This is a genomic window from Pseudomonas sp. NPDC089918 (assembly GCF_050280605.1).
Taxonomy (GTDB): domain Bacteria; phylum Pseudomonadota; class Gammaproteobacteria; order Pseudomonadales; family Pseudomonadaceae; genus Aquipseudomonas.
Genome location: NZ_JBNNVP010000010.1, coordinates 1 through 25,989, shown reverse-complemented (window position 1 = coordinate 25,989; position 25,989 = coordinate 1). Strand labels below are relative to the sequence as shown.

Genomic DNA, 25,989 nt, shown 5'->3' with positions numbered 1-25,989 from the left:
CCATCAAAAAAAATATCACTTCAGGCAGCGCTGCAAAATGTAGGCGATGAACGTTTTTCAAGCCTTCACCAAGCGATTTTCAGCGGATACGCCAAAGTAATTTTTCAGGCTTTGAGAGACAGATGGCTGCGGCGATGATCGACAGTCATCCCGAAACATTTTGCCAGGAAGACGTCTCGGGCTACCGAAGTAACCTTGGTCCAATACCGAAAAACTGAAGGAACGAAATGAAGCAAAGTGGAATGGCCCTCACCACTCGGTCAGAAAGGCCTCAAGCAATGAGTGAGTTCATTCGCTTCAGTATCGCCTCAGTCAATCGAACGAGTATGGCCCGCCTGACCTGTATGAATATTGTCCGCAGCCAACGCCGGACACACAACCGATTTTTCGATGACTTTGCCTCCTTGCCATTGCGCCAAGGCCATAGCAAAGACCTCACCTCGTTTCTGGTGGAGACTTTATAACGATGAAAGCCACACCTCTTGCCATCCCGGAAGTCATTCTGTTCGAGCCAAAGGTTTTTGGGGATGACCGCGGATTCTTCTATGAGAGTTTCAATCAAAAAGCTTTTGAAGAAGCTGTTGGACGCTCCGTCCAGTTTGTACAGGACAACCATTCACGTTCGGTAAAGGGTGTGCTCAGAGGCTTGCACTATCAGGTCAAACAAACTCAGGGCAAGCTGGTGCGTGTAACGCAAGGTGAGGTGTTCGACGTCGCGGTGGATTTGCGTAAAAGCTCTCCGACATTCGGCAAATGGGTAGGCGCCCACCTGAGTGCTGAAAACAAGCAGCAACTGTGGGTTCCAGAAGGTTTCGCCCACGGCTTCGTGGTGCTGTCCGAGAACGCAGAGTTCTTGTACAAGACAACTGATTACTACGCCCCCATTCACGAGCGCAGCCTGGCGTGGAACGATCCGAGTATCGGAATTGATTGGCCACTAGCTGCTGCACCAACGCTTTCCACCAAAGACCAAGCGGCCGTGCTACTCCAAAACGCCGAGGTATTAGCTTAGTGAACCCACATCTTTCCCCGGCAAGCGGCCCTCTTAGCCTGCTGCGAAGCCTCTGGCACAACCGCCAACTGATCGCTCAAATGACCAGGCGTGAAGTCATCGGCCGCTATCGAGGTTCGGTAATGGGACTGGCATGGTCCTTCTTCAACCCAATCCTGATGTTGGCGGTATACACCTTTGTCTTCTCCGAGATTTTCAAGGCTCGATGGGTTGGCCAGGATGCGGGTAAAGGTCAATTCGCGATTCTGCTGTTCGTTGGCATGATCGTGCATGGTCTGTTCGCCGAATGCGCCAACCGAGCACCGTCCCTGATTCTGTCGAACAGTAACTACGTCAAGAAGGTGGTATTTCCGCTGGAAATTCTGCCACTGATCACGCTAGGCTCTGCGTTGTTCCATACCTGCATAAGCTTGATCGTCCTGGTGCTTGCGCAGTTGCTCTTGACTCACGCTCTTCCATGGACTGCGGCCCTACTCCCGCTGGTATTAATGCCCTTGGTTCTGGGGACCTTGGGTATCAGCTGGCTGCTGGCGTCACTTGGCGTATTCCTGCGCGATGTCAGCCATGTCATTGGTGTTCTGACCACCGTTCTGCTGTTTCTTTCGCCTGTGTTATACCCAGTGGCGGCGCTCCCCCCCGCCTATCAGCCATGGCTGAAACTGAACCCGCTCACCTACATCATCGAGGAGAGCCGCAACATCCTGCTGTTCGGACACTTGCCTCAATGGGGTAGCCTTTTTGTTGCAATGGCTATCGGGGCGCTGATGGCGGCTGCCGGCTATTGGGTATTCCAGAAAACACGTAAGGGATTTGCTGATGTCCTCTGATGATTTTGCAATCAGCGTAAGTAACGTCTCCAAATGCTTTTATACCTATGAAAAGCCTCAGGATCGACTCAAGCAAGCCTTCGTGCCCAGATTACAACGAATGGTCGGTCGCCCAGTTACAACCTATGGCAAAGAGTTCTGGGCTCTGCGGGACGTCAATTTCACCGTTCAGAAAGGCGAAACCGTTGGTATCGTTGGTCGAAACGGTTCCGGAAAATCAACCCTGCTGCAGATCATCAGCGGCACGCTGACACCAACAACAGGTGTGGTAGAAACCCGCGGCAGAATCGCTGCACTGCTTGAGCTCGGTTCAGGTTTCAACCCCGAGTTCTCAGGGCGAGAGAACATCTATCTGAACGCAGCCGTTCTCGGGCTAAGCCGCGATGAGGTGGACCATCGATTCGATGCAATCGCTAGCTTCGCAGACATTGGCGAATTCATCGACCAACCTGTAAAAGCGTATTCGAGCGGCATGGCTGTACGATTGGCGTTTGCCGTACAGGCGCAAGTAGATCCGGACATCCTGATCGTCGATGAAGCTCTGTCCGTAGGGGACGCCAGATTTCAGGCCAAGTGCTTCGAACGCCTGCGTCAGTTGAAGGACAATGGCACCAGTATTCTTTTAGTGACCCACGCCAGCGAGCAAGTGGTTACGCATTGTTCCCGTGCGATTCTGCTGGAGCGAAGCCGAGTCGAACTGATCGATAAATCTCGCCCGGTCATTAATCGATACCTTGACATCCTATTCGGTAGGGATAAACGCCAAGACGCCGAAACCGAGCAGCCTCAGGAGCAAGCCTCTTCCAGTAAGCTGGAAATCACTGCTCCGTTCGCAGACGACGGTCTTAGTTTTGGTGAAGACAAGTACTCCACCCAAGTTGGCTACAACCCTCATGAGTACCGTTGGGGTGATGGCGCTGCAACCTTGCTGGACTTCCACCTGAGCGCAGGTGGTCGTGAGTACCCGAACACTATCGATGCAGGTGAACAGGTCACCCTCTCTCTGGCCATCAAGTTCAACCATCTCGTCGTTAATCCAATACTCGGATTCACAATCAAAACCAAAGAAGGAGTGACCATCTATGGTACTAACTCCTATTTGCTCGATTGCGACGACATGAGCCGGATGGGAGCAGCAGGCACCCAGGCCAAAGCGCGCTTGAGCTTTCAGAACAAACTGGCTTCCGGCGACTATTTCATATCGGTTGGACTGGCCTCTCGCCAGGGCGAAGAAATCGTCCCACACGACCGTCGATATGACTCCATCCACTTCATCGTCTCACCCACACCTCGCCATCATGGCTTGATAGATTTGGCTGTTTCCATGGATTTTGATCAGGTAAATAACAATGCTCGAGCTTGAGCGCAACGGATACTCCCGTAGCCCAGAGACAGGCGTATGGTTACGCTCCGACTATCAAGGCATTGCCTATAGCGACGGTGATCACGCAGAAAACCACCTGGCTCAAATTGTCCGCAATGCCAGCGACGTATCCGTGTTGTCGGTGGAGCTTTCCAGGCACTGCCACGACTGGGCGACTCTTTACCACCTCAGCTCAGCTCGCGGGAACATCCTTCGCCCGTTCGAAGCTCATCTCAAAGGACGCATCCTTGAGATTGGTGCAGGTTGTGGCGCAATCAGCCGTTATCTAGGCGAGTGCGGCGGTGACGTTTTGAGCTTGGAGGGCAGCCCACGCCGGGCAGCTATCGCCGCTAGCCGGACCCGAGACCTCGATAACGTTACGGTTCTTTCCGAACGGTTTGACGACTTCAAAACCGAAGAGCGTTTCGACGCGATTACACTAATCGGTGTGCTCGAATACGCCAGCATGTTCAGCTCGGACCCGGATCCGGCCTATGCGATGCTCAAACGTATTCGCGAACTTCTGAAACCAAATGGCCGACTGTTCATTGCGATCGAAAACCAGCTGGGCCTGAAGTATTTCGCTGGTGCTCCCGAAGACCATGTCGGCATCAAGATGTACGGCATCGAAGGTCGCTACACATCCGGACAACCGCAAACCTATGGTCGCAAAGAACTTGCAGACCTGATCGCACGCGCGGGCTACAAACGTTCGGAATTCCTTTCGCCAAGTCCTGACTACAAAATTCCAAATTCTATCTTTACGGAACGCGGCATCACCGTAAAAGACTTCGATTCGGGCAGCTTGAACGTTCAAAACGTTAAGAAGGACCCGCAGTTGCCGCTCGACACTCTCTTCAACCTTGAGAAAGCATGGCCTGTCGTCGTCGACAACCACTTGGGAATGGAGCTGGCGAACTCCTTCCTGATTGCCGCCTCGTGCGAAGACGACAAGACCATTGCCGATAACGTACTGGCCTATCACTTCAGTACCGGCCGAAAAGCTGCGTATTGCAAGCAGGCGCTGTTCGTAGAAACCCCCGAAGGCATTAGCGTTCAATACACTCGACTCAACGCTGACAAGCCCGCAGCTGATGACAGCGGCTTCAACTACATTCTTCCTGAAACTGACCGCTACGTTCAGGGACGCGTACTGAGCCTGGATTTCCTCTCGATTGCCAGCCTTTCGAACTGGTCGATGGAGCAGTTTGCAGAGTTCATGAAGAGCTATGTGGACCACCTGCGAAATCTGCTTGCCGATCAAGGAATCAACCTTCCATTGATCAGCGCAGATGAGCGCTTGCCTGGGAGGTTCATCGACGCGGTACCTCAAAACGTCGTACTACAAAGCGACGGCACACCACAGCTCATCGACATCGAGTGGGAAGCCAGCGAGGGCGTCGAGTTTGGCCACCTATTGATGCGTGGGCTGCTGCTGCTTCTAGCCAGCACCGGTCCTCTGCCGGCAGCTCAGCGACAGTTGACTCGTCGAGAGTTCGTATCTGGCGCATTCAACGCTGTAGGCTTGTCTGTCAACTCAGCACAACTGGATAAATACGTCACCGAAGAGTCCCGCTTCCAGGAGCAGGTAACCGGTCGAGCGCGTGACACCTTTCTGAACTGGCTGCCAGACGATCCTGTCAATCCGCAAGCTCTGGATGCAGATGCTCAACTATGTGCATCGCTGTACTACGCGGAAACGGAAGACGGCTTTAATGAACAAGCAGTCATTCATCGCGAGATCACACTCGACCAACGAACATTGACCTTCCCGTTGAGTAGCATCCCGGCATCGTCGACATTCTTGCGACTGGATCCGGTCAACAAGCAGACCTGCTTCTCTATTGCGTCGTTGCGCGTCCTGCACGGCAACAACGTCGAGTGGGAATGGTCCGGTAAACTTGAAGAGCTATCCCATTGCTCGGGAGCCTTGCAGCTGCTCAATGGGATAGGGAAAAGTGGGTTGCTTCTTAGCACGACTGAAGACGTGTTTTTTACCCTTCCAATCAAGCTGGACAACTTGCCAGAGCGGGCAGATTCGGTATTGGAGTTAAAAATCCATCGCCACGACAACCGTTATGTCTTTGAAAAGTTGGGCTTGTCCATTCAGCCGGGGCTGGGTGAAAAGCAACTCCAAGAGCAAGACCCTATGCCACTGCTGATTGGCATAAATACCAAACTCCATCAGGACTCGGAAAAGGCTCTTCAAAAATCCGCCGCAGATCTAGCCCAGCTTGCCCATGAAAAAAATACACATATCCATAACCTGAACTTAACGATCCAAGCACTTCAAGGATCAACAAGCTGGCTTGTCACTGCTCCACTGCGCAAATCAATCGTTCTCACAAGACGCCTGGAAAAAGTACTGCGGTTGATCCCCCAGATAATCAAACGTAGCGGTGGCGTACAAAAAACCCTGAAAAAAGCGCATAGCATCTGGAAAGCTCAAGGAACTGCTGGGGTTCTCGCTCGCCTCCGCTGGCTGAATCGGCCAGAAAATCTGGCCTTCGCCGGCCAAGAAACTCGAGACGTGCCAGATCGCCACGATTACGCATTGTGGGTCGAGTATTACGACACTATCGACGCCAGCGCACGAGCACGCATCACGAAGGAAATTGGTCGTTGGGACAGCGCACCTCTGATCTCCATAATCATGCCGGTATACAACCCACCTTTGGACTTGTTGCGCGAAGCCGTCGACAGCGTCAAAGATCAGCTATACCCGAATTGGCAACTGTGTCTCGCGGACGACGCCTCAACAGATCCGGAAGTCCTCACTTACCTGAAATCACTGTCTGCTGAAGACCAGCGAATTGAGGTGGTTTTCAGACCTGAAAATGGTCATATATCCCGTGCCAGCAACTCGGCACTGGAAATAGCCAAAGGTCAATATATTGCGCTGATGGACAACGACGACCTGCTACCAGAACACGCTCTGTACTGGGTTGCTCGCACCATCCTCGAAAACCCGAATGTAGGCTTGATCTACTCCGACGAAGACAAAATCGACACCCAAGGCCAGCGAAGCTCGCCTTATTTCAAATCCGACTGGAACGAATATCTGTTCCGCTCACAAAACATGATTTGCCATCTGGGCGTTTACCGTCGCGACCTGGTGAATGAGGTTGGTCAGTTCCGTGTCGGCTTCGAAGGTGCGCAAGACTATGATCTGGCGCTGCGCTGCGTCGAGAAACTTAGCCGCGATGAAATCATCCACATCCCTCGAGTGCTTTATCACTGGCGGATGCACAGTGGCAGCACGGCAATGGCCGGCGACGAGAAGCCATATGCAGCCTTGGCTGGTGTAAAGGCCCTCGACGAGCACTTGCAGCGGAAAGGTAATATTGGTACGACCGAGTTACTGCCTATGGGTATGTACCGTATCCATTATCAATTGCCAGATGTTCTTCCGATGGTTAGCTTGATCATTCCGACTCGGAATGCGCATGAGTTGGTTAAGCAATGTATTGATAGCATTAAGCAGTTAACGACCTATACAAACTACGAAATAATTCTTGTCGACAATGGTTCGGACGACCCAGAGTCCATCAAGTACTTTGAAGAAATAAACCAGGAAGAGAATATAACAGTACTACGTGATGACGGCCCCTTTAACTATTCAGCTTTAAATAATGAAGCTGTCAAAAAGGCTCGCGGCGAACTTGTAGGTCTAATTAACAATGACATCGAGGTAATTACACCAGAATGGTTAGATGAGATGGTATCCATTGCATTACAGCCTGGCATTGGTGCAGTGGGTGCAAGACTCTGGTATCCAGACGATAGACTTCAGCATGGTGGAGTCGTTATAGGTATCGGCGGTGTCGCCGGCCACTCTCATAAGTATCTTCCAAAAGGCGACTATGGGTATTTTTGTAGAGGGGGGTTGATTCAAGAGTTTTCCGCAGTGACAGCTGCATGCTTGGTGATTAGAAAATCAATTTTCAATGAAGTTAATGGCTTGGACGAAACCAATCTGAAGATAGCCTTTAACGACGTTGATTTTTGCCTAAGGGTATTTGAGGTCGGTTACAGAAATGTTTGGACTCCCTACGCAGAGCTTTATCACCATGAATCAGCTACGCGCGGGTTAGAAGATACGCCACAGAAAAAACAACGATTCCAACAAGAAGTTATATATATGCAAAGCCGGTGGCCAAATATGTCCTATGACTACATCTATAATGTTAACCTCACTCTTGATCATGAAGATTTTGGTCTAGCATGGCCTCCAAGAGTACATAATTAAACTAAATTATCAAAGTGACACATTGGTAATTTTTATGCTGCACAGCGGGGCGAAGCATATAATAGCCCCCTGCTTTTAACAAAGACGCTGGAGTAAACCGTGGCTTATTTTCCGATATTTTTATCCGTTGTTATGGTTCTGAGAAATCAGTCCGATAGAATTGAGCCTTTACTCGCCGACGCCGTAAAAATTATCGAAAGTCAAGTAAGCGATTTCGAATTAATAATAGTAGATAACGCATCGGATGATTGCTCAGTCTCCATATTGAAAAGACTTACAGACGAAACAGGCCTACCAAATTTACAGGTCTATGCCCTTACCAAATCTGTAGATGCCGATACCGCGTCATGGGTTGGCCTGGAAAATGCTCTTGGTGATTTTGTCGCCGTAATTGACCCTCTTACTGACGACATTACTTTTCTGAATGAGATGTTGAGCAAGGCTGTAGAAGGTGCCGACGTTGTATTCGCTAATAACAAAAATAAAACCGATCAAGGCTTTTTATACAAAGGCGCTTTCTCCATTTTTAACAAGCTCTACAAGTGGTTTAACGGTATAGACTTAGCTAATGAAGCCCCCCAATATCGCATCCTAAGTAAACGCGTAGTAAATTTCATATTACAGCACCCTCAACCAGCAATGACCTACCGTCACCTTCCGGCGACAGGGGGATTCGCTAGAGTCAACCTTGAATACAGTTCTCAAACCAAACCCAAAAAGGATCGCCATCTAGGCGAGAGCATTGATCGGGGCATGAGAATGATCGTGTCCACTACCCGTGCACCTATGCGACTTGTTACATCACTTTCTCTTTTCGGTGCCTTTGCTAACTTAATATACTCAATTTATGTTGTAACAATCTGGTTATTCAAGTCCGATGTCGCATCAGGGTGGGTCAGCTTATCCCTACAACAGTCAGGTATGTTTTTCCTTATATCGTTAGTTCTATTAGTTCTAGGCGAATACATTCTTCATATGGCTCACTCGTCTAACGAGGGACCTCTATATCATGTAGCACAAGAATTCACTAGCGCTATAATACGTCGCAAAGAAAAATTAAACATCGAAGAAAACACTTATACCTCCTCCCTTCAATACGCTTCCAACCAGGAGCAAGATAAGTAATGCAAAATGCCGCCAACGATTATGATGCCGTAATAATAGGAGGAGGCTTCTACGGCGTTTCGATCGCAACTTATCTCGCATCAACAAGAGGCATCAAGCGAATCTTAGTCATTGAACAAGAAGCGCAGTTAATGACACGTGCCTCATATAACAATCAAGCTCGTGTTCATAATGGGTATCACTACCCTAGAAGCTTCACAACAGCCTATCGTAGCAGAGTTAACTTACCACGCTTTGTTAAAGATTGGCCTCAAATAATCAGACAAGATTTCACCAAAATCTATGCCATTGCTCGTAGAAACTCGAAGGTCACAGCCAAACAATTTGAAAGATTCTGCTCTGAAATAGGGGCATCCGTCAAACCAATCGACGCCTCCTTGAAAGGCTTATTTGAACCTCACTTGATTGAGAAGGCCTTTTTAGTCGAAGAATATGCCTTTGACTCGAAAAAACTATGTGACTGGGCTACAAGCGAGCTTAATCGCTTAAATATAAAAATTCTTTATAGCACTCGGGCAACACAAATAAGAAACTTAGACACAGAACAGTTGGGCATCAAACTCATTAGTAACTTCACTCATAATCACGTTATTAAAACCCGCACTATATTTAACTGCACCTATAGTGGATTAAATCAGTTTTCTGGCGATTTCAGGTCTCTATCTTCGAAACTAAAACATGAAATTACCGAGATGGCTCTTGTAAAAATGCCGCCCGAGCTTTCAGATTTGGGCATAACTGTTATGGATGGCCCTTTCTTTTCACTGATGCCTTTCCCATCTCGTGACCTACATACTCTATCCCACGTTAGGTACACGCCTCATTTAAGCTGGAAAGACAACTTCGGTGTAGACCCATATCTCAAACTAGAGCAATACAACCGAAGTTCTCGTACTGACAGGATGATCAGAGATGTTAGCAGATATATACCTAGCATTATAAAAGCACGTCACATCGAATCACTTTTCGAAATAAAAACTGTCTTGACGAAAAATGAAAGCGACGATGGTAGACCCATACTATTTGAGAAACATGCAGAGCTTCCTGGGTGTTACTCAATATTGGGTGGAAAAATTGATAACATCTACGATATATTTGAAAAACTAGACACCGAGATATTAATTAACTCACCGATTATCGAAAGCTGAATACTGGAGTAATTAATGGCTGACGCACTCATTGGATCATCGGGTTTCGTGGGGAGCACCCTTCTGAACCAAACTCAATTTGATTTTCATTACCGCTCGACGAACATTCAGGAGATTGATGGAAAATCATTTGATACCGTAGTGTGCGCAGCAGCGCCCGCTCAAAAGTGGATTGCCAACCAAAATCCAGAAAAAGATCAGGAAATCATTGATGCGCTTATTAGTCATTTAAAAACCATAACCTGCAACAATTTTATTTTAATTAGCACTGTGGATGTTTTTAGTTCACCCATTGGTGTAAATGAAGCCAGCCCTATAAATGAAAACGAGCTTCAAGCGTATGGTCTAAATCGACGAAGATTAGAAAAATTTGTGGAACAACATTTTGAGCGCCACCTGATAGTTCGTCTTCCAGGACTGGTTGGGCCCGGTCTTCGAAAAAACATAATTTACGACTTTCAGCATAACAACAACACTCAAAACATCGACAGCCAAGCAATTTTTCAATTTTATCCTATGGTAAACCTCTGGGCAGATATCAAAATTGCTAGCGAGGCAAACATTAAAATAATTCATTTAACAGCAGAACCCATATCTGTTTCGGATGTATCGAAGTACGGTTTTGGAAAAAACTTCGAAAACCAATGCTCGGCCGAAAGCGCAAGATATGATATGCAAACACAGTATGCAAATGTTTATGGTGCATCGGGAAGTTACCTATATAGTGTGCGCGAAGCTATTCAGGCCATAAGATCCTATAATCAATACCAGCAAGCTCTTTCCGGTAAAAAGCCATGACACTATCAATTTCAAATATAGCATGGTCTGTTGAAGAAGATACTTCTATTGTCGAACTCTTGCACAGCTATAATGTCAATGCTATCGATATAGCTCCTGGCAAATATTTCCCTGAACCACTCAGCACGTCGGACATCGAAACTGCCAACGTTAGAAATTGGTGGCAGGAACAAGGAATCGAAATTACAGGCATGCAGGCCTTGTTATTTGGGACAACTGGATTGAATATGTTCGGTTCACCAAACTCACAGTCAGAAATGCTACGGCACTTAGATGCGGTATGTCGAATAGGGGCTGGACTAGAAGCTAAACGCCTTGTTTTCGGATCTCCGAAAAACCGCGATAGAACAGGGTTGAGTGACAAGGAAGCGTTGGACGTTGCAAGTGCCTTTTTCCATAGTCTTGGCGATATTGCTGCGCGCCACGGAGTAATAGTTTGCCTAGAGCCAAACCCTCCAATTTATAATTCGAATTTCATGACTACGAGCGTAGAAACAGCAGAAGTAGTAAAGCACACCAATCACCAAGCAATAAAGATGCAACTGGACACTGGGGCTATAACGTTAAACAATGAGGACCCGGCCATAATTATTAAGAATTTTGCACACTTGATCGGTCACATTCATATCAGCGAACCAAACCTAGTGCCTATTGGCGACGGATCTACTGACCACGACTCGATAAGATTAGCTTTGGACTCCTTCTTACCTCAAACGCTACTGACTATCGAAATGCTAGCCACGGTTAATGAACCTCATATCGTATCAATTAAGCGTTCACTAGATGTCGCCTTCAACAAATACTGTAATAAACTAGCGGACCTGCAACGATGAAATGGCTAATTTTAATTATGGGTATACTCTCTAATGCATCCGCGAGTGTTCTCGTTAAGATGGCTATGGTCCCTCCTAGAAAATTTCCATCTATTCAAACGCCGCTTGAGTCGCTGAGTAACTGGCCATTCTGGCTTGGCCTTGTATTATATGGAGCAGCTTTTCTACTTTATGCTGCAGCATTGACCAAGTTGCCCTTGAATGTGGCACACCCGGTTCTCACAGCAGGGGCTGTCGCAACTGTCGCGCTATTTTCAGTATTAATATTTCGTGAGAACTTTTACTGGACAACGGTAGCCGGCATTTTCTTAATAATTGCAGGTGTTGCGTTAATTACAGCACGCGTAGCGTAAAGGAAAACAATATGCACTTATCAGATACAAGCCTATTTGATCGCGACACATGGGAAATCCCAAACTTCAACACCACTTTCTGGAATGGTCGCAAGCATAATTACTGCATAGTGATACCAGTAATTAATGAAGGAGAAAGGATAAAGAATCTTCTCTCCCGCATGTCCGACTTGAATATTGAACAGCAAGCGGATATTTTGATTGTGGATGGGGGTAGCACAGATGGCTCTTTGATTCATGATGAACTTATAAAACTAGGTGTCAACGGCTTAATTGTAAAAACCGGCCCAGGAAAATTAAGCTCGCAACTTCGATGCGCATATGCCTTCGCTTTAGATGAATGTTACGATGGCATTATTACAATTGATGGTAACGACAAAGACGATCCTGAGGCAATTCCTCGATTCATAGAGGCTTTATCTGCCGGAGTTGATTTCGTGCAAGCTTCAAGATTTGTCGCAGGAGGAGTTGCAGAAAACACTCCAAAATCACGCGATTTAGCCATTAGATTTATTCACGCCCCCCTACTAAGTATTAGCTCTGGCTTTAAATGGACCGACACTACTCAGGGGTTCAGAGCATATAGTCGAAAAATGTTGATAGATCCGGAAATTTCAATATTCCGCGACATCTTCAGAACCTATGAGCTTTTAGCATATCTATCCTATCGTGCTCCAAAACTGGGTTATCGCTGCATAGAAATAGCAACTAATCGACGTTATCCAAAAGGTGAAGTACCAACAAAAATCAGCAGTATCAAAGGCAATCTTTCGGTACTCGAAGTTCTTTTTCGGGCATGTGCCGGCCGCTACAACCCAACAAAGAAACAATAAAATGACCTCTATCCCATCATCAAAATTTTATTTTTTAGATAAATTAACAGTCGCTATTGTGTCCATCTGCGTGGCTATGTTTTTCACATTAGCATCTTTGAACTTAACTTTAGCACCATCATATTTTAGTTTTATTGTGGGCAATATCACCTGGGATGCAAACTCCAAACTTCAAGATTTAATAGCTGCGCCTGTATTTATATTTACATTATTATTTAGTCTTTGGTTTTTTAAAACAAAATTAATCACCATTAAGACAAAAACCTCTCAAGATGAAGCCAACTCTTTTGTCAAACAACTATTAATTTGGTCGATTCCCGCAGCAATGACGTTTGGTTCAAGCCTGATAGGACTCCCATTCGATATTAAACTTTTTTATCTTTCTATACTCGGAATTATCTATTTTTTGCTCATCAGCCTAACACTCACCAAGTCAAGCACAAAATTAACCTCGAATACGGCAAGTATAGCCCTGTTCAGCATTATTCTTATATCCCTAGCCCCACTTGAACTAGCACTTACTTTAGGCCGCCTGCCAGCCAGTATTGGCCACACCCTAGACATAAAACCAACACTAAGAATAGCTTATATATTATTGACTCTTGGGGTCATAGCGCTCTTATTTACAGCCACTTATCGGTCACATTTTCTAGAAAAACTAACCCCCTTTGCTTTGCTTTTTGGACAAACTACTCTATCTACACTTTTTCTATGCTTTTATCCCGCGAGGCTAATAACTCCCACTGGCGCCATCACGAAATATTCAACAACTCCTTTGCTTAAAATAGTGCTTATCCTTTTGGTTGCACTCTGCGTACTTGATATTATTCGACGTCATATAAATTATCAAAGAAACAAAATAAATGGAATTACGAGTTTAATATCACCCTTAGCAATATTTGCACTTCTTATTGTATTTAAAGCAGGAGTTACAGCCCAGCCACTGGTCAGTCCCGATGACTACCATTTTGGTGAGCATCTGTTAGGTTGGTGGCAATATCTTAAAGGCGCTGTTCCTTATGTAGACTATATGCCCGCACATGGGATCATCGGAGATGACCTCCCTGGCCTCTTGGCTTATGTATTTTATGAGGGAACTGCTGCAAATATTGCTGAAGCGGCCCGCTTTGCAACACTATTACTGAGCCTCGTAGCTTTTTTAGCACTTTATAAATTCAGTCAAAACTACTTACTGGCGTTTATTGCGATACTTCTTCTTGGTGGCTTTTCGCAATCGACTAATTTGAGTTGGTTATTCCTCGTCCCATTCTTATGTCTATGGCTCGATAATAGTCTTATCGAAAAACACGCAAAATGGCTATCTATTTGGCTATTAACCGCACCTATTGCAATATTGGGTGTGCCCCCACAAGGATTGTTAATCACTTTTGCTTCAGCGCCAATAGGTTTATACGTCCTATGGAAGTACTGGAAAAGCGATAAGTTTACCGTTGGACGAGGTTTTGTAGTCCTTGCTCTTGGAGTCATTGTTCTTCTTTCGGCTACTAGTCCGTTTCTTTCGATGCTTTTCAATGCAGTAAGGTATGTCTTAGAAAATGGTCCGATTAACCAAATTGCTTATGGAGTACCTTGGAGTCTAAGTTGGAATGGCGGTCCGCGCTCAGGATTTATTTTTGAAGCAGTCCGAATGTCTTGGGTTTTTGTTCCAGTAATTGCCTTAATCACTATATACAACCATCGTCACTATCTAAAAAGCAATCCAAACTTAATTTTACCTGCCGTAGTAGTCGTTGCACTATCTCTGCTATTGATTCCATATTCAATGGGAAGAATTGATCCAAGCGCTGGATCTCGGCCAGCAACATCAGGCATATTAGGTTGGACTATCCTGGTTCCGCTGGCGATATGGCATTTGACGGAGGCCCGAATAAAAGCCGGATGGATTCTTTTTGGAGTAACCCTAAGCTCCACTGTAAACGTTTTTCCTCCTTCACTAAACTCCTTCGTATTCAGCTTTTCATCTCACATTCCTGTTGGGCATCTCTTTGATGGCGAGAAAAGTGGCTTTCCCAATATAGGTACTGGCTCTATCCAAATAGAAAACATCAATCGCCTAAAACATCTAAAGGCCCTATTCGACGCCAAATTATCACCAAATGAGTCATACTTAGATCTTACCTCTCGCAACGCACAATACTTTTATCTCAACAGGCCTCCGTTGCTATCGGTTACAGCCGTATATAACATGGTGCCTCTGGAACAACAACGCAGAGCAATAAAAACCCTGATTAAAGCCAAACCTCGTATGGCCTTATTGGAAGGTGCCAATATCATTCACGACGGAGGAGGCCTTGCTCTTCGCACACCATTGCTCTATCACTACATAGTTGAAAATTATCTAGCCAACTTAGAGAATGGTTTTATAGTCGGCTACTTAAAATCCGAGTCAGACTCGATAAGCAATGTCGTTCAAATCCCAACAATTACCACTCCTGATTCCACACCCTTAATCTCGAAAAACTCGAGTAAATTCAAAATAACTATCGACCCGGATTTTTCGAACATACTTAATATTGGTCAAACAATAAAATTGTTGAACACTCAATATACAATCACCAATATAGATAAAAATATAATCACAATTTCTTCAGACATAAAGCTCACGAAGTTTGAGTCCAGCGAGCAAACATATATTGAAGCTGAGTTAACTGGAGAATCCATTAACAAATATAGATCAACACTAATGCAAAAATCCTTTGGCAGCAATGACTTCAAAAAGATCCCGATCGCTTGGGGACGATCGCTTAAGTCTCTCGAATCTAAGCTCAACCTATTATCAGATCTTTCCTCCACCCCATTTTCTACGAAAGACTTTTCTGGACAGGGGGAGTCGTTAAGAGTCTCGGGACCTGACCCTCAACTTATCTATGATGTTTCCAGTTTGGCCTTGTCTGGAAAGACCTCTGGGATGCTGCGCTTCGACTTTTCCTGCGAGGATAAACAGCAAGAACCACGTATTCAACTATTCTGGTGGGGTGACACATACGACGGTCCAAACGAAGCGTTGAGCGTAAAGTTTAACGCCGAGGACGGAAGCATAGTAGTACCTCTTGAGGCTTTACCTTTATGGTTAACAATGAAAACAATTGCAGGACTTAGAATTGATCTTGATAATCCTGCTGCGTGCACGAGCATTAAGCTGAAACACCTTGCACTATATAAGAACAACACTCTTCCATAACAATTATAAAAGTGCTTATCCCAACAGATAGGCGCTCCGCACAAGGTGCTTTATTGTAATTTTGTTGCGATAAAGCACCTTTAGCACGGCCCGAACACTTCAGTGAACTCAAAAATAGATGGCTACCATCATCGCTATCGTGCGCTGTGCTTAACGCAAGAAAACCACATGCGTCATTTATATTGATCGTACTACACTGGGGATTTAGGGAAAAGATCATGAAGATTCCTAGGCTGTTGCGCCGTCCGCTAGGCAATACGAACATGTCCTGGAACAATGGGCTGGTAGCGGATGGATGAGATAGAGATTCCCAATCTATACCTCGCCAATCCAAGGTATTATACGTGACGCAATTCCGTTCGCATCAAAGTTCTACACTATTACGACCTGGCTTGTGTGGTTGATATCGCTGGGGCCCGGGCTGTACAAGCGCGAGTAGCAGATGGGTCAATATGATCTGGTTGTATTACGTAGCTAAGTGGTCGGCGGTGAGAGTCGGCAAGCAAGCACTGGGGTGAGCGAAGGAAAGGCGCGAGAGCTGATTAAGGAGTGTTGCCTGGATTGACTGCGTGCTGGAGGGGGTGAGGAGACCGCTGCATAGCAACATTCACACTGATCAGCAGTTGCATTGATAGTGACCGTCGTCAGCATCCGATTTGACCAATACACGCCGAATAGGCAACCAGCGGAGAGCGTCCAGAGATATTCGTAAAGCTGTTCTGTCGTCAGAATCCCACGACTCATAAAATTCGCTTATGTAACACAAGAGTCGACTAACTCATTTTTGCTTCTGCAAAACCAATAAAAATACAGATATACTGGAAAAGGATATATCGAACTAGCCTTGGAGTATGTAGTGGGATCAATTAGATTTTTTCAGAATTTTATTTGTGCGCTTGCAGGGTTAACCATAGCCTATTGGGCCTGTGTTTTGGTCGGGGCAAATCAAAACAGCGGATTGATAGCCACACTTATGGCGGCGATTGTCTTTTGGTTGATTTCATCCAGAATCCAAAAAAACCAAGAAATAAGATACAGTAAAGATTTTTTTGTTTTGCTTGGTGTATCCATTTTTTTTGCGTCGATTACAGCTTTTCTTTACGCATTTAATCCAGATGACAGCACTTTTTTCCATCGAATAGCGTTTTTGAGGTTAAGTGGTGATATTTTTTTACCGAACTACGATACTAGAATAGCGTTTGATCAAGTCGCGCCAATCAGCGCTGCCCATCTAATGACATCTTGGGAATATTTCCTCTCCAACTTTGGCAGTTTTTTTGGATCAGAGATTATTGGGTATCAAATCGGCGGAACATTCGTTTCAATAATGCTCTATGCTTTTTCAGTAAATTACGCAGTTGCACATTTTTTTCCAAAGACAAGTGCATCAACTAGAGTCATTGTCGCCGGTTCTGTATTTTTATTTTTATTTTTTGGGGATGCAGATCAGAATAGGCGCATAGGGGCATGGCTTTTTCTTGGTGGGTGGACTGGAAAGTGTTTTCTATCCGCAGCTCTAATTACACTATTTCCGGCGTTTGATCGAGCTTACGAAACTAATCGACCAGACGATTGGTTTTTTGTATTTTGCACAGTAGTTTTTTTCTTAGGACTGACAGGTTCCTCACTTTTTATACTGCCACTCGCAATAGCTGCATTAATTCTTACTGAGCTTATAGTCCGCAAGGGTGCTTCACCTAGATTCATGTCTTTTTTGCTAGCCGCAGTGCCAGTAACAGTGGGTGGGATTTTTATATATAAATTCGGAGGCCTGAAAGACGATAGTTATTGGAGAGGATTTGAAACGATGCCTTTTTCGGACTATATAAAATTAAGCCTCTCCAGTAGGAGCCTTTTCATATATCTCGCATTAATCCCAATCCTGTTATACAAAAATCTAGAAATAAACAGGGCGGCACTGATTAAATTTTCAGTCTATCAACTTGTACTTGGCATAGTTCTTCTTAATCCATTACTGCTTCCAGTCTTCCATAAATTCGTTCCTTCTGATGGTTTTTGGAGAATTTATTATCTTTTTCAATACCCCACTATAGTAGCAATGCTTGGCATGATTGTTATAAATTTTATCAAGATACAATCGTATAACATAGCCTTGCTCCCTAGTCTTTTTCTTGTCTTGATTATTGCTGCCGGATCAAACATATTTTCACTTCAAAAGCAGTGGGGCTACCCTCATCACTTCAAAGGACTATTCGAAGAGAAACTTCCTGAAATAGAGCTTATGTCGGTAAGGAAAGCGTCGGAAAACTGCCGACACTTTAAAGAGTCGGCAACACTTTTGGCTCCAGAGCAGTGGGAGGTAACTGCCCAAATGCTCGAACCGTCACTGAGAAGTGTCGCCGCACGTCACATGCATCATAACTTCTTAAACACTAATACTGCTCAAATAAAGGTGCCGGAGGATGTAAGGCTGCGCGCAAGAAATTTTGCAACTGGTCTACAAGATGGTTCAGCCGAAGATTTTCGTTTTCTAATAGCTAAAGGGGTTGATATTATTGTGATTCGTTCACAAGTCGAAAACGGCGCAAGCTTAATGCTAAATAACTATAAAAAGGTACTTACAGAGGGAGATTACGTAGTTTTCTGTCGTAATTAATGTATCGTTGAAACATGAAAAAACTGAGTTTTTATATATGAGTTGATGGGCGTGGGGGGAGGAGGGTTTATCTGTTTGATGCGGCCCGTGCGCTAAAAGATAGTTATCCATATGGAATAGCGCTGTTTTATAGCACGGTGTTCAGCTATTTCAGCGCGACAGGAGAGAGAAAGCCCGACCTCTGCAGTTCAGCGGCAATCCTAAAAACTAGACCAGCGCTCAACTTTTAGCTCGACGAGCCCCGCTCTTCTGCCCCTGCTTCAAACTTTAACGCAAGCAATATAAGAGGTACGAAAGCCAGCAATACGCCGACAAGCTCGCTCAACATCGAAGATCCAACAGCTAACGAGATTGGCAGCAGCCAAAATACATTTATTGCCATGACACCAAGCGTTACCCTTTTATGGCTTGCGTAATATCTAGATGCGGATTGATAGGCATGACTACGATGCGCCTGATAAATCTTATCCCCCCTCACTAGCCTCCGGATCAAAGTCAAAGTTGAGTCCACAATAAAAACACCTAACAGAATCAACCAACTCCATAACAGTTCGGAGTTAAGCCATGTTGACTCTAGAGCTATCGCCCCCAGCACAACCCCCAGAAACCCACTCCCCGCATCCCCCATAAAAATCCGCGCTGGAGGAAAATTCCACCACAGAAACCCCGCCACAGCCGCCGCCAGCATCAACGGAGCCCAGATCAGCTCAAGATTCCCGCTGAACCAGTAAACCAGACACATTCCCAGGCAAACACTGATCGCCTCGGCACTGGCCAATCCATCAATGCCGTCCATGAAGTTATAGAGATTGAGCATCCAGACCAGATAGACCAACGCCAGGATATTACCGAACCACCCCAAATCAACGGTGATGCCGAACAGTTCAATTGGTGGAAGCCCGTTCAACCAAAACAGCGCCCAAGCCGCAGCGATGAAATGCCCTAGCAACCGCCATCTGGCAGCAATATGCCCATGGTCATCGGCGAACCCGATAATCGCAACGAGCAACCCCGAACCAAACAATCCATACAAGGCCTCCCGACTCAGCAGATCAAGCCCCGTAAGAACAGGAAGTGCCAGTAGAAAGGCGACAACTATGGCCACCCCTCCCCCACGAGGAGTCGGAACAGAGTGCGAACTCCGTTCATTGGGTATGTCCATCAAACTCTTGGCCAAGGCATAACGACGCAACCCAAGCGTCAACAGCCAAGAGACGGCGAGTACCGCCAATAGCAGCCACCAAACAGTCATTTCGTTTGCTTTTCCAGATAATGGCCAGCGGTCTGACGCATGGCTTTGTCCATATTGATGGGTGGCGTCCACCCTAATAATTCACGATTTTTGCTGATATCTACTTGTAGCGAGCCACATATGCGCTGAGCAACGGCTTGCTTACCCAGTGTCGAAGCTGCCAGTTTCAATAGCCACTCAGGTAGAGGCAAGAGCCGGGCAGGTTTGCCTAGTGCCTTGGATAGACGACGGAGCAGCTGAGTTGTAGATAAGTCTTCACCGTCGCTAACTAGAAAGGTCCGGCTGGCCGCAGCGGGATGTTCGATACACCTGACAATAAGGCTCACCAGGTTTCCGATGGCTACAAGGCTTCGCTGATTTCGAATCGCACCCAGTGGCAGTGGAATGCCCTTATTGAGCCAGCTCAACATACTCAGAAAATTAGCCTTCACTCCAGGCCCGTAGACCAGTGGTGGACGGATGATCACCACTTCCATGCCGGTGTCGTGGCCTAGTCGCTTCAGAGCCTCTTCGGCTTCGTACTTGGACACACCGTAAGGATCTTGCGGATTCGGATGATCATCGGCTTTGAAGGGTTGACCCGGGAGAGTGCTTTCGCCGTTGACCTTGATCGAGCTGATGAAGATAAAACGCTTTACTCCCGATTCCGCAGCGCACTGAGCCAGCTTGAGCGTCCCCTCCACATTGACCTTACGAAACTCGGCCAATGCATCCACTGCGGTTTCATTCATGACATGCACTCGGGCAGCGGCATGAACGACTACCTGGACATCGTCGAGTGCAGGCAAGATCTTGGCATGGGTGAGATCGAAGGGCACCACTGGGCACAATCCGTGCAACCGCGTGGCACCGCGTGCCGCCGCTATCGGGCTGAACTTCTTGTCCACCAACAGCCTGAAAACCAACGCCTCTCCAACGAAACCGCTAGCCCCCGTCACTAATACCTTCGGGGTGGTCATCTGGCCTTCTTCCCTATCAACGCGGTCGCCCAGCAAATACAAAAGAAAAACACTTTATCCCGCACTCGCCGTCGGCAACGCCAAGCACTGAAGGAAAGTTTCATAAGTTGTCTGCGGCGCAGTTTCAGCCATGTCTGCACGAAAGGATCGCCCCCCTGTCCTACCAAGTGTGCAATCAACTGAACCTGATTGAACCACCAACCGTCATGAATTGTTTTGTAGCGGGCAATCAGCGGACTCAAGCCCTTATTGGCGCCTACCTGGTTACGCTCATGCTGGCGATAGTCCATGGACGGCTCAGAGTCGATGTACCAGCGGTAACCATGGCTGCGAGCGAAGGCGTAGCAATACCAGTCATGCAAACTGACATCTTGCAGTTGCTGCCAATTGGCGAGCATCGAAGCCTTTAGCGAGTCCGCGAGTTTTTTGCTCATCACGTAGGTACAGCCGGGACCCGCCGCTTCGAACAGAAAATCCCATGCAACCTGAGGCTGCGCCTTGTCCAACACATGAGTGCTGCCATCTGGCCAGAATGCCGTGACATTGCTGGAGTAGGCTTCTACACGACGGGCCTGGATGGCTTGGGTCGCACGCTGGAGTTTATTCGAATGCCAAACATCATCCTGGTCAGCAAAGGCCACAAAGTCGTAGCTTTCAAAGTCGACATCGCGGATGAGACGGAAGAAGTTACGGGAGGCACCGCCAAAACTGCCGGCGGCCGGCAAGACCAAAACCTCGGGGTGCTCAGCCGCATAAGCCGCGCACCAAGCCTCGGTACCATCAGTGGAAGGATCGATACTGATATAAACGGTTACGTCGACAGCTGACTGGTCGAGGATCGAGGCCAACTGCTCCTCGATCCACCGCATGCCATTGTAGGCAGCCAGCAAAACTGCAACCTTGGGATGTTTTACTGGCATGCCATTCCTGCCTGGACCGGTTAAACGCTACTGCTCGAAAGGATTGAGTTTTCGAATCAGTGGGAAGGCGAGTCCAGCAGTTTCTGCAGGTACTGGCCATAGCCAGTCTTCTTCAGAGCATCAGCCTGAGTACCCAACTGCTCGGCTGTGATCCAGCCATTGTGGTAAGCGATTTCTTCCAGGCACGCCACTTTCAAGCCTTGGCGCTGCTCGATGGTGTGCACGAAGTGACTGGCTTCCAGCAGCGAATCGTGGGTGCCGGTGTCCAGCCAGGCGAAACCGCGGCCGAGCATTTCGACGTTGAGGGTCTTCTGTTCGAGGTAGGCACGGTTAACGTCGGTGATTTCCAGCTCGCCACGGGCAGAAGGCTTGATGCTCTTGGCGATTTCGACGACCTGGTTATCGTAAAAGTACAGGCCAGTCACCGCGTAGGCAGATTTAGGCTTCAGCGGCTTCTCTTCGATGCTCAAGGCACGGCCGGCAGCGTCGAACTCGACTACACCGAAACGCTCCGGGTCCGACACGTGGTAACCAAATACAGTCGCGCCATGCTCTTGAGTGCTGGCGGAACGCAAGTTTTCGGAGAAGTGCTGACCGTAGAAGATGTTGTCGCCCAGGATCAGGCAGCAAGGGTCTTTGCCGATGAACTCTTCGCCGATGATGAAGGCTTGTGCCAGGCCGTCCGGGTTAGGTTGCTCGGCGTAGGTCAGCTTGATGCCGTACAGGCTGCCGTCACCCAGCAATTTCTGGAACGATGGCAGGTCTTCAGGGGTGGAGATAATCAGGATTTCGCGCATGCCGGCGAGCATCAGCACCGACAGCGGATAGAAGATCATCGGCTTGTCGTAGATCGGCAGCATCTGCTTGGACACACCAAGGGTCAACGGGTGCAGGCGAGTGCCCGAGCCGCCAGCGAGGATGATGCCTTTACGATTTGTCGTGGTCATTTATTCAGAACTTCCATAAGCATTCGGGTGACGCCACTTTGCCAATCCGGCAAGTGCAGAGAAAAATTGTCGCGCAGCTTCTGAGTGTTCAACCGTGAGTTCAGAGGGCGGCGCGCCGGTGTTGGGTAGGCGGTTGTGTCGATCGGATTGATCGTCGTGACGGCAAGCTCTTCGCCGTTGGCCTTGGCAAAACCAATCACATGGCTGGCATAGCCGTGCCAGGACACTTCACCACTGGCCGCCAGATGATACAGGCCCGCCAGTTCAGGGCGTAGCTGGACCTGCTGAATGGCCAGTGCCGTTACATCGGCGATCAAATCTGCGCCCGTTGGGGCACCGATCTGGTCGGCGATGACGCTCAGGGTGTCGCGGTCCTTGGCCAGACGCAGCATGGTCTTGGCGAAGTTATTGCCGCGAGCGCCATAGACCCAGCTGGTGCGGAAGATCAGGTGCTTGCAGCCCGAGGCAATGATCGCTTGCTCGCCGGCCAGTTTGCTGGCGCCGTAGTGATTCACCGGGGCGACGGCATCCGTCTCCTGCCACGGCGTCAGGCCTTCGCCGCTGAACACGTAGTCGGTCGAGTAGTGAATCAGCCAGGCACCCAGGGATGCAGCCTCTTCAGCCATGACCTGGCTGGCTTGGCCGTTCACACGGTCGGCCAGTTCGGTCTCGGACTCAGCCTTATCGACGGCAGTGTAGGCCGCAGCGTTGACGATGACATCCGGCTTGACCTTACGAATCGTCGCGCGCAATGCATCGAGATCAGACAGGTCGCCGCTCAAGCCATCGACCGGGTGACGATCGAGGGCGATCAATTCGCCAAGCGGCGCAAGGGAGCGTTGCAGCTCCCAGCCAACCTGGCCGTTTTTTCCCAACAGGAGGATTTTCATGCTTTGTCCGAACGATCCGTGTAGTTCTGGTCAATCCATTGCTGGTAGCTGCCGCTCTTCACGTGAGCTACCCATTCAGTGTTGCTGAGGTACCACTCGACGGTCTTGCGGATACCGGTTTCAAAGGTTTCTTCCGGCGTCCAGCCTAGCTCGCGCTGGATTTTGCTGGCGTCGATGGCATAGCGCTGGTCGTGGCCCGGGCGATCCTGAACGTAGGTGATCAGGCTGGCATGGGGACGATGCGCGGAATCTGGACGCAGTTCGTCGAGCAGTGCGCACAGGGTATGCACCACTTCGATGTTTTGCTTTTCGTTATGGCCGCCGATGTTGTAGGTCTCGCCGATCACGCCTTCGGTCACGACTTTGTACAGTGCGCGAGCGTGGTCTTCGACGTAGAGCCAGTCACGGACCTGGTTGCCTTTGCCATACACAGGCAGCGGCTTACCTTCCAGTGCATTGAGAATGATCAGCGGGATCAATTTCTCTGGGAAATGGCAAGGGCCGTAGTTGTTCGAGCAGTTGGTCACCAGCGTCGGCAGGCCGTAAGTGCGAGCCCAGGCGCGAACCAGGTGATCGGAACTGGCCTTGCTGGCCGAATATGGCGAGCTTGGCTGATACGGTGTGGTTTCGGTGAAGAGGTCTTCCGGACCTTCGAGGTCTCCGTAGACTTCGTCGGTGGAGATATGGTGGAAGCGGAAATTGGTTTTACGCGCCCCATCCAGTGCCGCCCAATAGTGGCGTGCAGCTTCCAGCAAGGTGTAGGTGCCGATGATGTTGGTCTGGATGAATTCAGACGGACCGGAGATCGAGCGGTCAACGTGGGACTCTGCGGCCAGGTGCATGATGGCATCTGGTTGGTGCTCACGCAGGACACGGTCCACTTCATTACGGTCGCAGATGTCGACGCGTTCAAACACGTAACGCGAGTTCTGGCTGACTTCGGCCAACGACTCAAGGTTACCGGCATAAGTCAGTTTATCGACGTTAACGACAGAATCGGTGGTGTTGGAGATGATATGACGAATGACTGCCGAGCCGATGAACCCTGCGCCGCCGGTAACTAGAATTTTCACGCGAAACCTTACCCTTAAGTTGCTGACAGGGCCGCCAACCGCGCACTGTCTAATCCATGAATGCAAAAGCCATCAAGTCAGCAGTGGCTTCTGACAGAGTCAGTCTGAACCGATGTGGGGAAATTACCCCTACCAGCCAAGCGCAGCATTTTACAGCTTAATGAAGGTTTTACTATTGGATATGGACAAGCCTTGACGCAAATTCGACGCGTGTAACGGGTTTGTCGCGATCAGACAAGGCGCTTGCGTGAAGCCCTGGACGTACGCCCCAGAAACCAGCCGAGAATCGGCCCGATCACCATGCCAATCAGCAGCGCAATCACCATGACCAGCGATACTGGCAACTGCGGGCCCGCCCAGCCCAGGAACAGCAGTGACACGCTTTGCTGGTTCTCAAGTACGAACGCCAGGATCGCGAGAACGAGCAACAGGACAAATATAGCGAGAAGTACACGCTTGAGGTTACGCATCAGCGGTTCCTTGAAGTGCAGCAGCTGTCAAAGCCCCTCCTCCTCTTCCTCGTTCACGCGATCGCGCAGTTCTTTGCCTGGCTTGAAATGCGGAACGAACTTGCCGTCGAGGCTGACGGACTGACCGGTTTTCGGATTGCGGCCTACGCGCGGCGCGCGATAGTGCAAGGAGAAGCTGCCAAACCCACGGATCTCGATTCGATCACCGGTGGCCAGACATTGGGACATTTGCTCAAGCATGGTCTTGATGGCCAGCTCCACATCCTTGGATGAGAGCAGCCCTTGATGGGTGACAATTCGTTCGATCAACTCCGACTTCGTCATATTTTTCCCTTCTTTTTCAAGCAGCTAGGAAAAGCGCTTCAAAGGTTTTAGCATGCCCGGAGAAATTTGAACAGCCTGAGTTTTGACATATCTTTCCTCGTAATGAGGCACCCGATTTCAGAACATCGGAACATTGCTCCAACCCGGCATTCATCTACAGATAACCAGCATGGTGCGCGTCAGATAACCCGCGGGATTGAAGCCGAAAGGGAATACATCCTCTTCCTTGGCATCATCGGACCTGACGACGACTTTATAACCTGCGCCTTTGCATTCCTTTGCAGCTCGCTTGTGGCACTTTTCCCATCCGGAGCCCAACCCGGAACAATCGATCTCTATGCCACTGACTCCGCGTACCGCATGAGTCTTGGCGCTTGTGGTACAACCCGCCAATGTCAGTACTGCTATCACGACAATGAGCTTGTTCATTCGCTTCCTTATGCCGGGCGCTATGCCCAGCGGTCGTTCACTTCAGACTAAGCCTAGCCTCGAATAGATGATTGACCTGTATGAAGTTACAGACAACTTATGTAGATCATTGGTTTCACGAAAGAAAAGCGGTGGTGCCAGCCCTCCTTGGGACTCACCAAATCGCAGACGCAAAAAAGGGCGACCGAAGTCGCCCTTTTTTTATGGTCTGACAGAACTTAGTTCTGTTTTTCCATTTGTGCACGCAACAGGTCGCCCAGAGTGGTAGGACCAGCAGCGATGCTATCCGAAGGCTTGTCTTTCATCTTGGAGAAGGTCTCGCCTTTCTTGAAGTTCAGGCGCCCGTCATCACCGGTCGAAGACTG

General features: G+C 48.2%; 21 protein-coding genes. 12 read left to right on the top strand and 9 right to left on the bottom strand.

What is annotated here, in order from left to right:
• Positions 1–466: 466 nt before the first annotated feature.
• The 12 genes from rfbC to ACQKPC_RS09550 all read left to right on the top strand — a co-directional run bounded on the left by rfbC (position 467) and on the right by ACQKPC_RS09550 (position 18,360).
• Positions 467–1,012, top strand: coding sequence for a dTDP-4-dehydrorhamnose 3,5-epimerase (gene rfbC / locus ACQKPC_RS09605; RefSeq protein ID WP_427624268.1), 546 nt, complete (start codon positions 467–469; stop codon positions 1,010–1,012).
• Entirely contained in the window at positions 1,012–1,839 is an 828-nt protein-coding gene (locus ACQKPC_RS09600; protein ID WP_427624266.1) for an ABC transporter permease, read from the top strand. The genes rfbC and ACQKPC_RS09600 overlap by 1 nt, the downstream gene beginning before the upstream one ends.
• Positions 1,829–3,202 carry an ABC transporter ATP-binding protein gene (locus tag ACQKPC_RS09595; RefSeq protein ID WP_427624265.1) on the top strand — a complete coding sequence of 458 codons (1,374 nt, stop codon included), beginning with the start codon at positions 1,829–1,831 and terminating at the stop codon, positions 3,200–3,202. The genes ACQKPC_RS09600 and ACQKPC_RS09595 overlap by 11 nt, the downstream gene beginning before the upstream one ends.
• Positions 3,189–7,451, top strand: a complete 4,263-nt coding sequence (locus ACQKPC_RS09590; protein ID WP_427624264.1) for a glycosyltransferase — start codon at positions 3,189–3,191, stop codon at positions 7,449–7,451. Before ACQKPC_RS09595 ends, ACQKPC_RS09590 begins: the two co-directional genes overlap by 14 nt.
• Before the next feature lie 99 nt (positions 7,452–7,550).
• Entirely contained in the window at positions 7,551–8,576 is a 1,026-nt protein-coding gene (locus ACQKPC_RS09585) for a glycosyltransferase (RefSeq protein WP_427624263.1), read from the top strand.
• A complete protein-coding gene (locus ACQKPC_RS09580; protein WP_427624261.1) occupies positions 8,576–9,724 on the top strand; it encodes an FAD-dependent oxidoreductase in 1,149 nt (382 codons plus the stop codon). The genes ACQKPC_RS09585 and ACQKPC_RS09580 overlap by 1 nt, the downstream gene beginning before the upstream one ends.
• Positions 9,725–9,739: 15 nt before the next feature.
• On the top strand, positions 9,740–10,522 hold the full coding sequence (locus ACQKPC_RS09575) for a pyridine nucleotide transhydrogenase (RefSeq protein ID WP_427624260.1): 783 nt from the start codon (positions 9,740–9,742) through the stop codon (positions 10,520–10,522).
• Complete coding sequence (locus ACQKPC_RS09570; RefSeq protein WP_427624259.1) at positions 10,519–11,355, top strand: sugar phosphate isomerase/epimerase family protein; 837 nt, start codon at positions 10,519–10,521, stop codon at positions 11,353–11,355. Before ACQKPC_RS09575 ends, ACQKPC_RS09570 begins: the two co-directional genes overlap by 4 nt.
• The gene (locus tag ACQKPC_RS09565; protein WP_427624258.1) at positions 11,352–11,708 is read left to right on the top strand and encodes a DMT family transporter; all 357 of its coding nucleotides are present in this window, start codon (positions 11,352–11,354) and stop codon (positions 11,706–11,708) included. Before ACQKPC_RS09570 ends, ACQKPC_RS09565 begins: the two co-directional genes overlap by 4 nt.
• Before the next feature lie 11 nt (positions 11,709–11,719).
• Positions 11,720–12,541, top strand: coding sequence for a glycosyltransferase family 2 protein (locus ACQKPC_RS09560; protein ID WP_427624257.1), 822 nt, complete (start codon positions 11,720–11,722; stop codon positions 12,539–12,541).
• Between the two features lies 1 nt (position 12,542).
• Entirely contained in the window at positions 12,543–15,743 is a 3,201-nt protein-coding gene (locus ACQKPC_RS09555) for a hypothetical protein (RefSeq protein WP_427624256.1), read from the top strand.
• An 856-nt stretch (positions 15,744–16,599) separates the two neighbouring features.
• On the top strand, positions 16,600–18,360 hold the full coding sequence (locus ACQKPC_RS09550; protein WP_427624255.1) for a hypothetical protein: 1,761 nt from the start codon (positions 16,600–16,602) through the stop codon (positions 18,358–18,360).
• A 226-nt stretch (positions 18,361–18,586) separates the two neighbouring features.
• Here ACQKPC_RS09550 and ACQKPC_RS09545 read toward each other — a convergent pair whose 3' ends face one another.
• The 9 genes from ACQKPC_RS09545 to ACQKPC_RS09505 all read right to left on the bottom strand — a co-directional run bounded on the left by ACQKPC_RS09545 (position 18,587) and on the right by ACQKPC_RS09505 (position 25,624).
• Positions 18,587–19,612, bottom strand: a complete 1,026-nt coding sequence (locus ACQKPC_RS09545; protein WP_427624254.1) for an MraY family glycosyltransferase — start codon at positions 19,610–19,612, stop codon at positions 18,587–18,589.
• Positions 19,609–20,571, bottom strand: coding sequence for a UDP-glucose 4-epimerase family protein (locus ACQKPC_RS09540; RefSeq protein ID WP_427624253.1), 963 nt, complete (start codon positions 20,569–20,571; stop codon positions 19,609–19,611). Before ACQKPC_RS09540 ends, ACQKPC_RS09545 begins: the two co-directional genes overlap by 4 nt.
• Positions 20,568–21,491, bottom strand: a complete 924-nt coding sequence (locus ACQKPC_RS09535) for a glycosyltransferase (protein WP_427624252.1) — start codon at positions 21,489–21,491, stop codon at positions 20,568–20,570. Before ACQKPC_RS09535 ends, ACQKPC_RS09540 begins: the two co-directional genes overlap by 4 nt.
• A gap of 56 nt (positions 21,492–21,547) precedes the next feature.
• Entirely contained in the window at positions 21,548–22,438 is an 891-nt protein-coding gene (gene rfbA / locus ACQKPC_RS09530) for a glucose-1-phosphate thymidylyltransferase RfbA (protein ID WP_427624250.1), read from the bottom strand.
• A complete protein-coding gene (rfbD, locus tag ACQKPC_RS09525; protein WP_427624249.1) occupies positions 22,435–23,328 on the bottom strand; it encodes a dTDP-4-dehydrorhamnose reductase in 894 nt (297 codons plus the stop codon). The genes rfbA and rfbD overlap by 4 nt, the downstream gene beginning before the upstream one ends.
• Entirely contained in the window at positions 23,325–24,401 is a 1,077-nt protein-coding gene (gene rfbB, locus ACQKPC_RS09520) for a dTDP-glucose 4,6-dehydratase (RefSeq protein WP_427624248.1), read from the bottom strand. The genes rfbD and rfbB overlap by 4 nt, the downstream gene beginning before the upstream one ends.
• A 230-nt stretch (positions 24,402–24,631) precedes the next feature.
• On the bottom strand, positions 24,632–24,871 hold the full coding sequence (locus ACQKPC_RS09515) for a LapA family protein (RefSeq protein ID WP_008071619.1): 240 nt from the start codon (positions 24,869–24,871) through the stop codon (positions 24,632–24,634).
• 27 nt (positions 24,872–24,898) lie between these two features.
• Positions 24,899–25,195, bottom strand: coding sequence for an integration host factor subunit beta (gene ihfB, locus ACQKPC_RS09510; protein ID WP_007899751.1), 297 nt, complete (start codon positions 25,193–25,195; stop codon positions 24,899–24,901).
• A 150-nt stretch (positions 25,196–25,345) separates the two neighbouring features.
• On the bottom strand, positions 25,346–25,624 hold the full coding sequence (locus tag ACQKPC_RS09505) for a hypothetical protein (RefSeq protein ID WP_008071618.1): 279 nt from the start codon (positions 25,622–25,624) through the stop codon (positions 25,346–25,348).
• Positions 25,625–25,989: the final 365 nt, after the last annotated feature.

What these genes read in the sequence shown, in the direction of transcription:
- rfbD (WP_427624249.1), bottom strand. Translation starts at nt 23,328, where the DNA reads ATGAAAATCCTCCTGTTGGGAAAAAACGGCCAGGTTGGCTGGGAGCTG.
- rfbA (WP_427624250.1), bottom strand. Translation starts at nt 22,438, where the DNA reads ATGACCACGACAAATCGTAAAGGCATCATCCTCGCTGGCGGCTCGGGC.
- ACQKPC_RS09565 (WP_427624258.1), top strand. Translation starts at nt 11,352, where the DNA reads ATGAAATGGCTAATTTTAATTATGGGTATACTCTCTAATGCATCCGCG.
- ACQKPC_RS09595 (WP_427624265.1), top strand. Translation starts at nt 1,829, where the DNA reads ATGTCCTCTGATGATTTTGCAATCAGCGTAAGTAACGTCTCCAAATGC.
- ACQKPC_RS09570 (WP_427624259.1), top strand. Translation starts at nt 10,519, where the DNA reads ATGACACTATCAATTTCAAATATAGCATGGTCTGTTGAAGAAGATACT.
- ACQKPC_RS09560 (WP_427624257.1), top strand. Translation starts at nt 11,720, where the DNA reads ATGCACTTATCAGATACAAGCCTATTTGATCGCGACACATGGGAAATC.
- rfbC (WP_427624268.1), top strand. Translation starts at nt 467, where the DNA reads ATGAAAGCCACACCTCTTGCCATCCCGGAAGTCATTCTGTTCGAGCCA.
- ACQKPC_RS09505 (WP_008071618.1), bottom strand. Translation starts at nt 25,624, where the DNA reads ATGAACAAGCTCATTGTCGTGATAGCAGTACTGACATTGGCGGGTTGT.
- ACQKPC_RS09575 (WP_427624260.1), top strand. Translation starts at nt 9,740, where the DNA reads ATGGCTGACGCACTCATTGGATCATCGGGTTTCGTGGGGAGCACCCTT.
- ACQKPC_RS09590 (WP_427624264.1), top strand. Translation starts at nt 3,189, where the DNA reads ATGCTCGAGCTTGAGCGCAACGGATACTCCCGTAGCCCAGAGACAGGC.
- ihfB (WP_007899751.1), bottom strand. Translation starts at nt 25,195, where the DNA reads ATGACGAAGTCGGAGTTGATCGAACGAATTGTCACCCATCAAGGGCTG.
- ACQKPC_RS09540 (WP_427624253.1), bottom strand. Translation starts at nt 20,571, where the DNA reads ATGACCACCCCGAAGGTATTAGTGACGGGGGCTAGCGGTTTCGTTGGA.
- ACQKPC_RS09580 (WP_427624261.1), top strand. Translation starts at nt 8,576, where the DNA reads ATGCAAAATGCCGCCAACGATTATGATGCCGTAATAATAGGAGGAGGC.
- ACQKPC_RS09555 (WP_427624256.1), top strand. Translation starts at nt 12,543, where the DNA reads ATGACCTCTATCCCATCATCAAAATTTTATTTTTTAGATAAATTAACA.
- ACQKPC_RS09545 (WP_427624254.1), bottom strand. Translation starts at nt 19,612, where the DNA reads ATGACTGTTTGGTGGCTGCTATTGGCGGTACTCGCCGTCTCTTGGCTG.
- ACQKPC_RS09535 (WP_427624252.1), bottom strand. Translation starts at nt 21,491, where the DNA reads ATGCCAGTAAAACATCCCAAGGTTGCAGTTTTGCTGGCTGCCTACAAT.
- ACQKPC_RS09515 (WP_008071619.1), bottom strand. Translation starts at nt 24,871, where the DNA reads ATGCGTAACCTCAAGCGTGTACTTCTCGCTATATTTGTCCTGTTGCTC.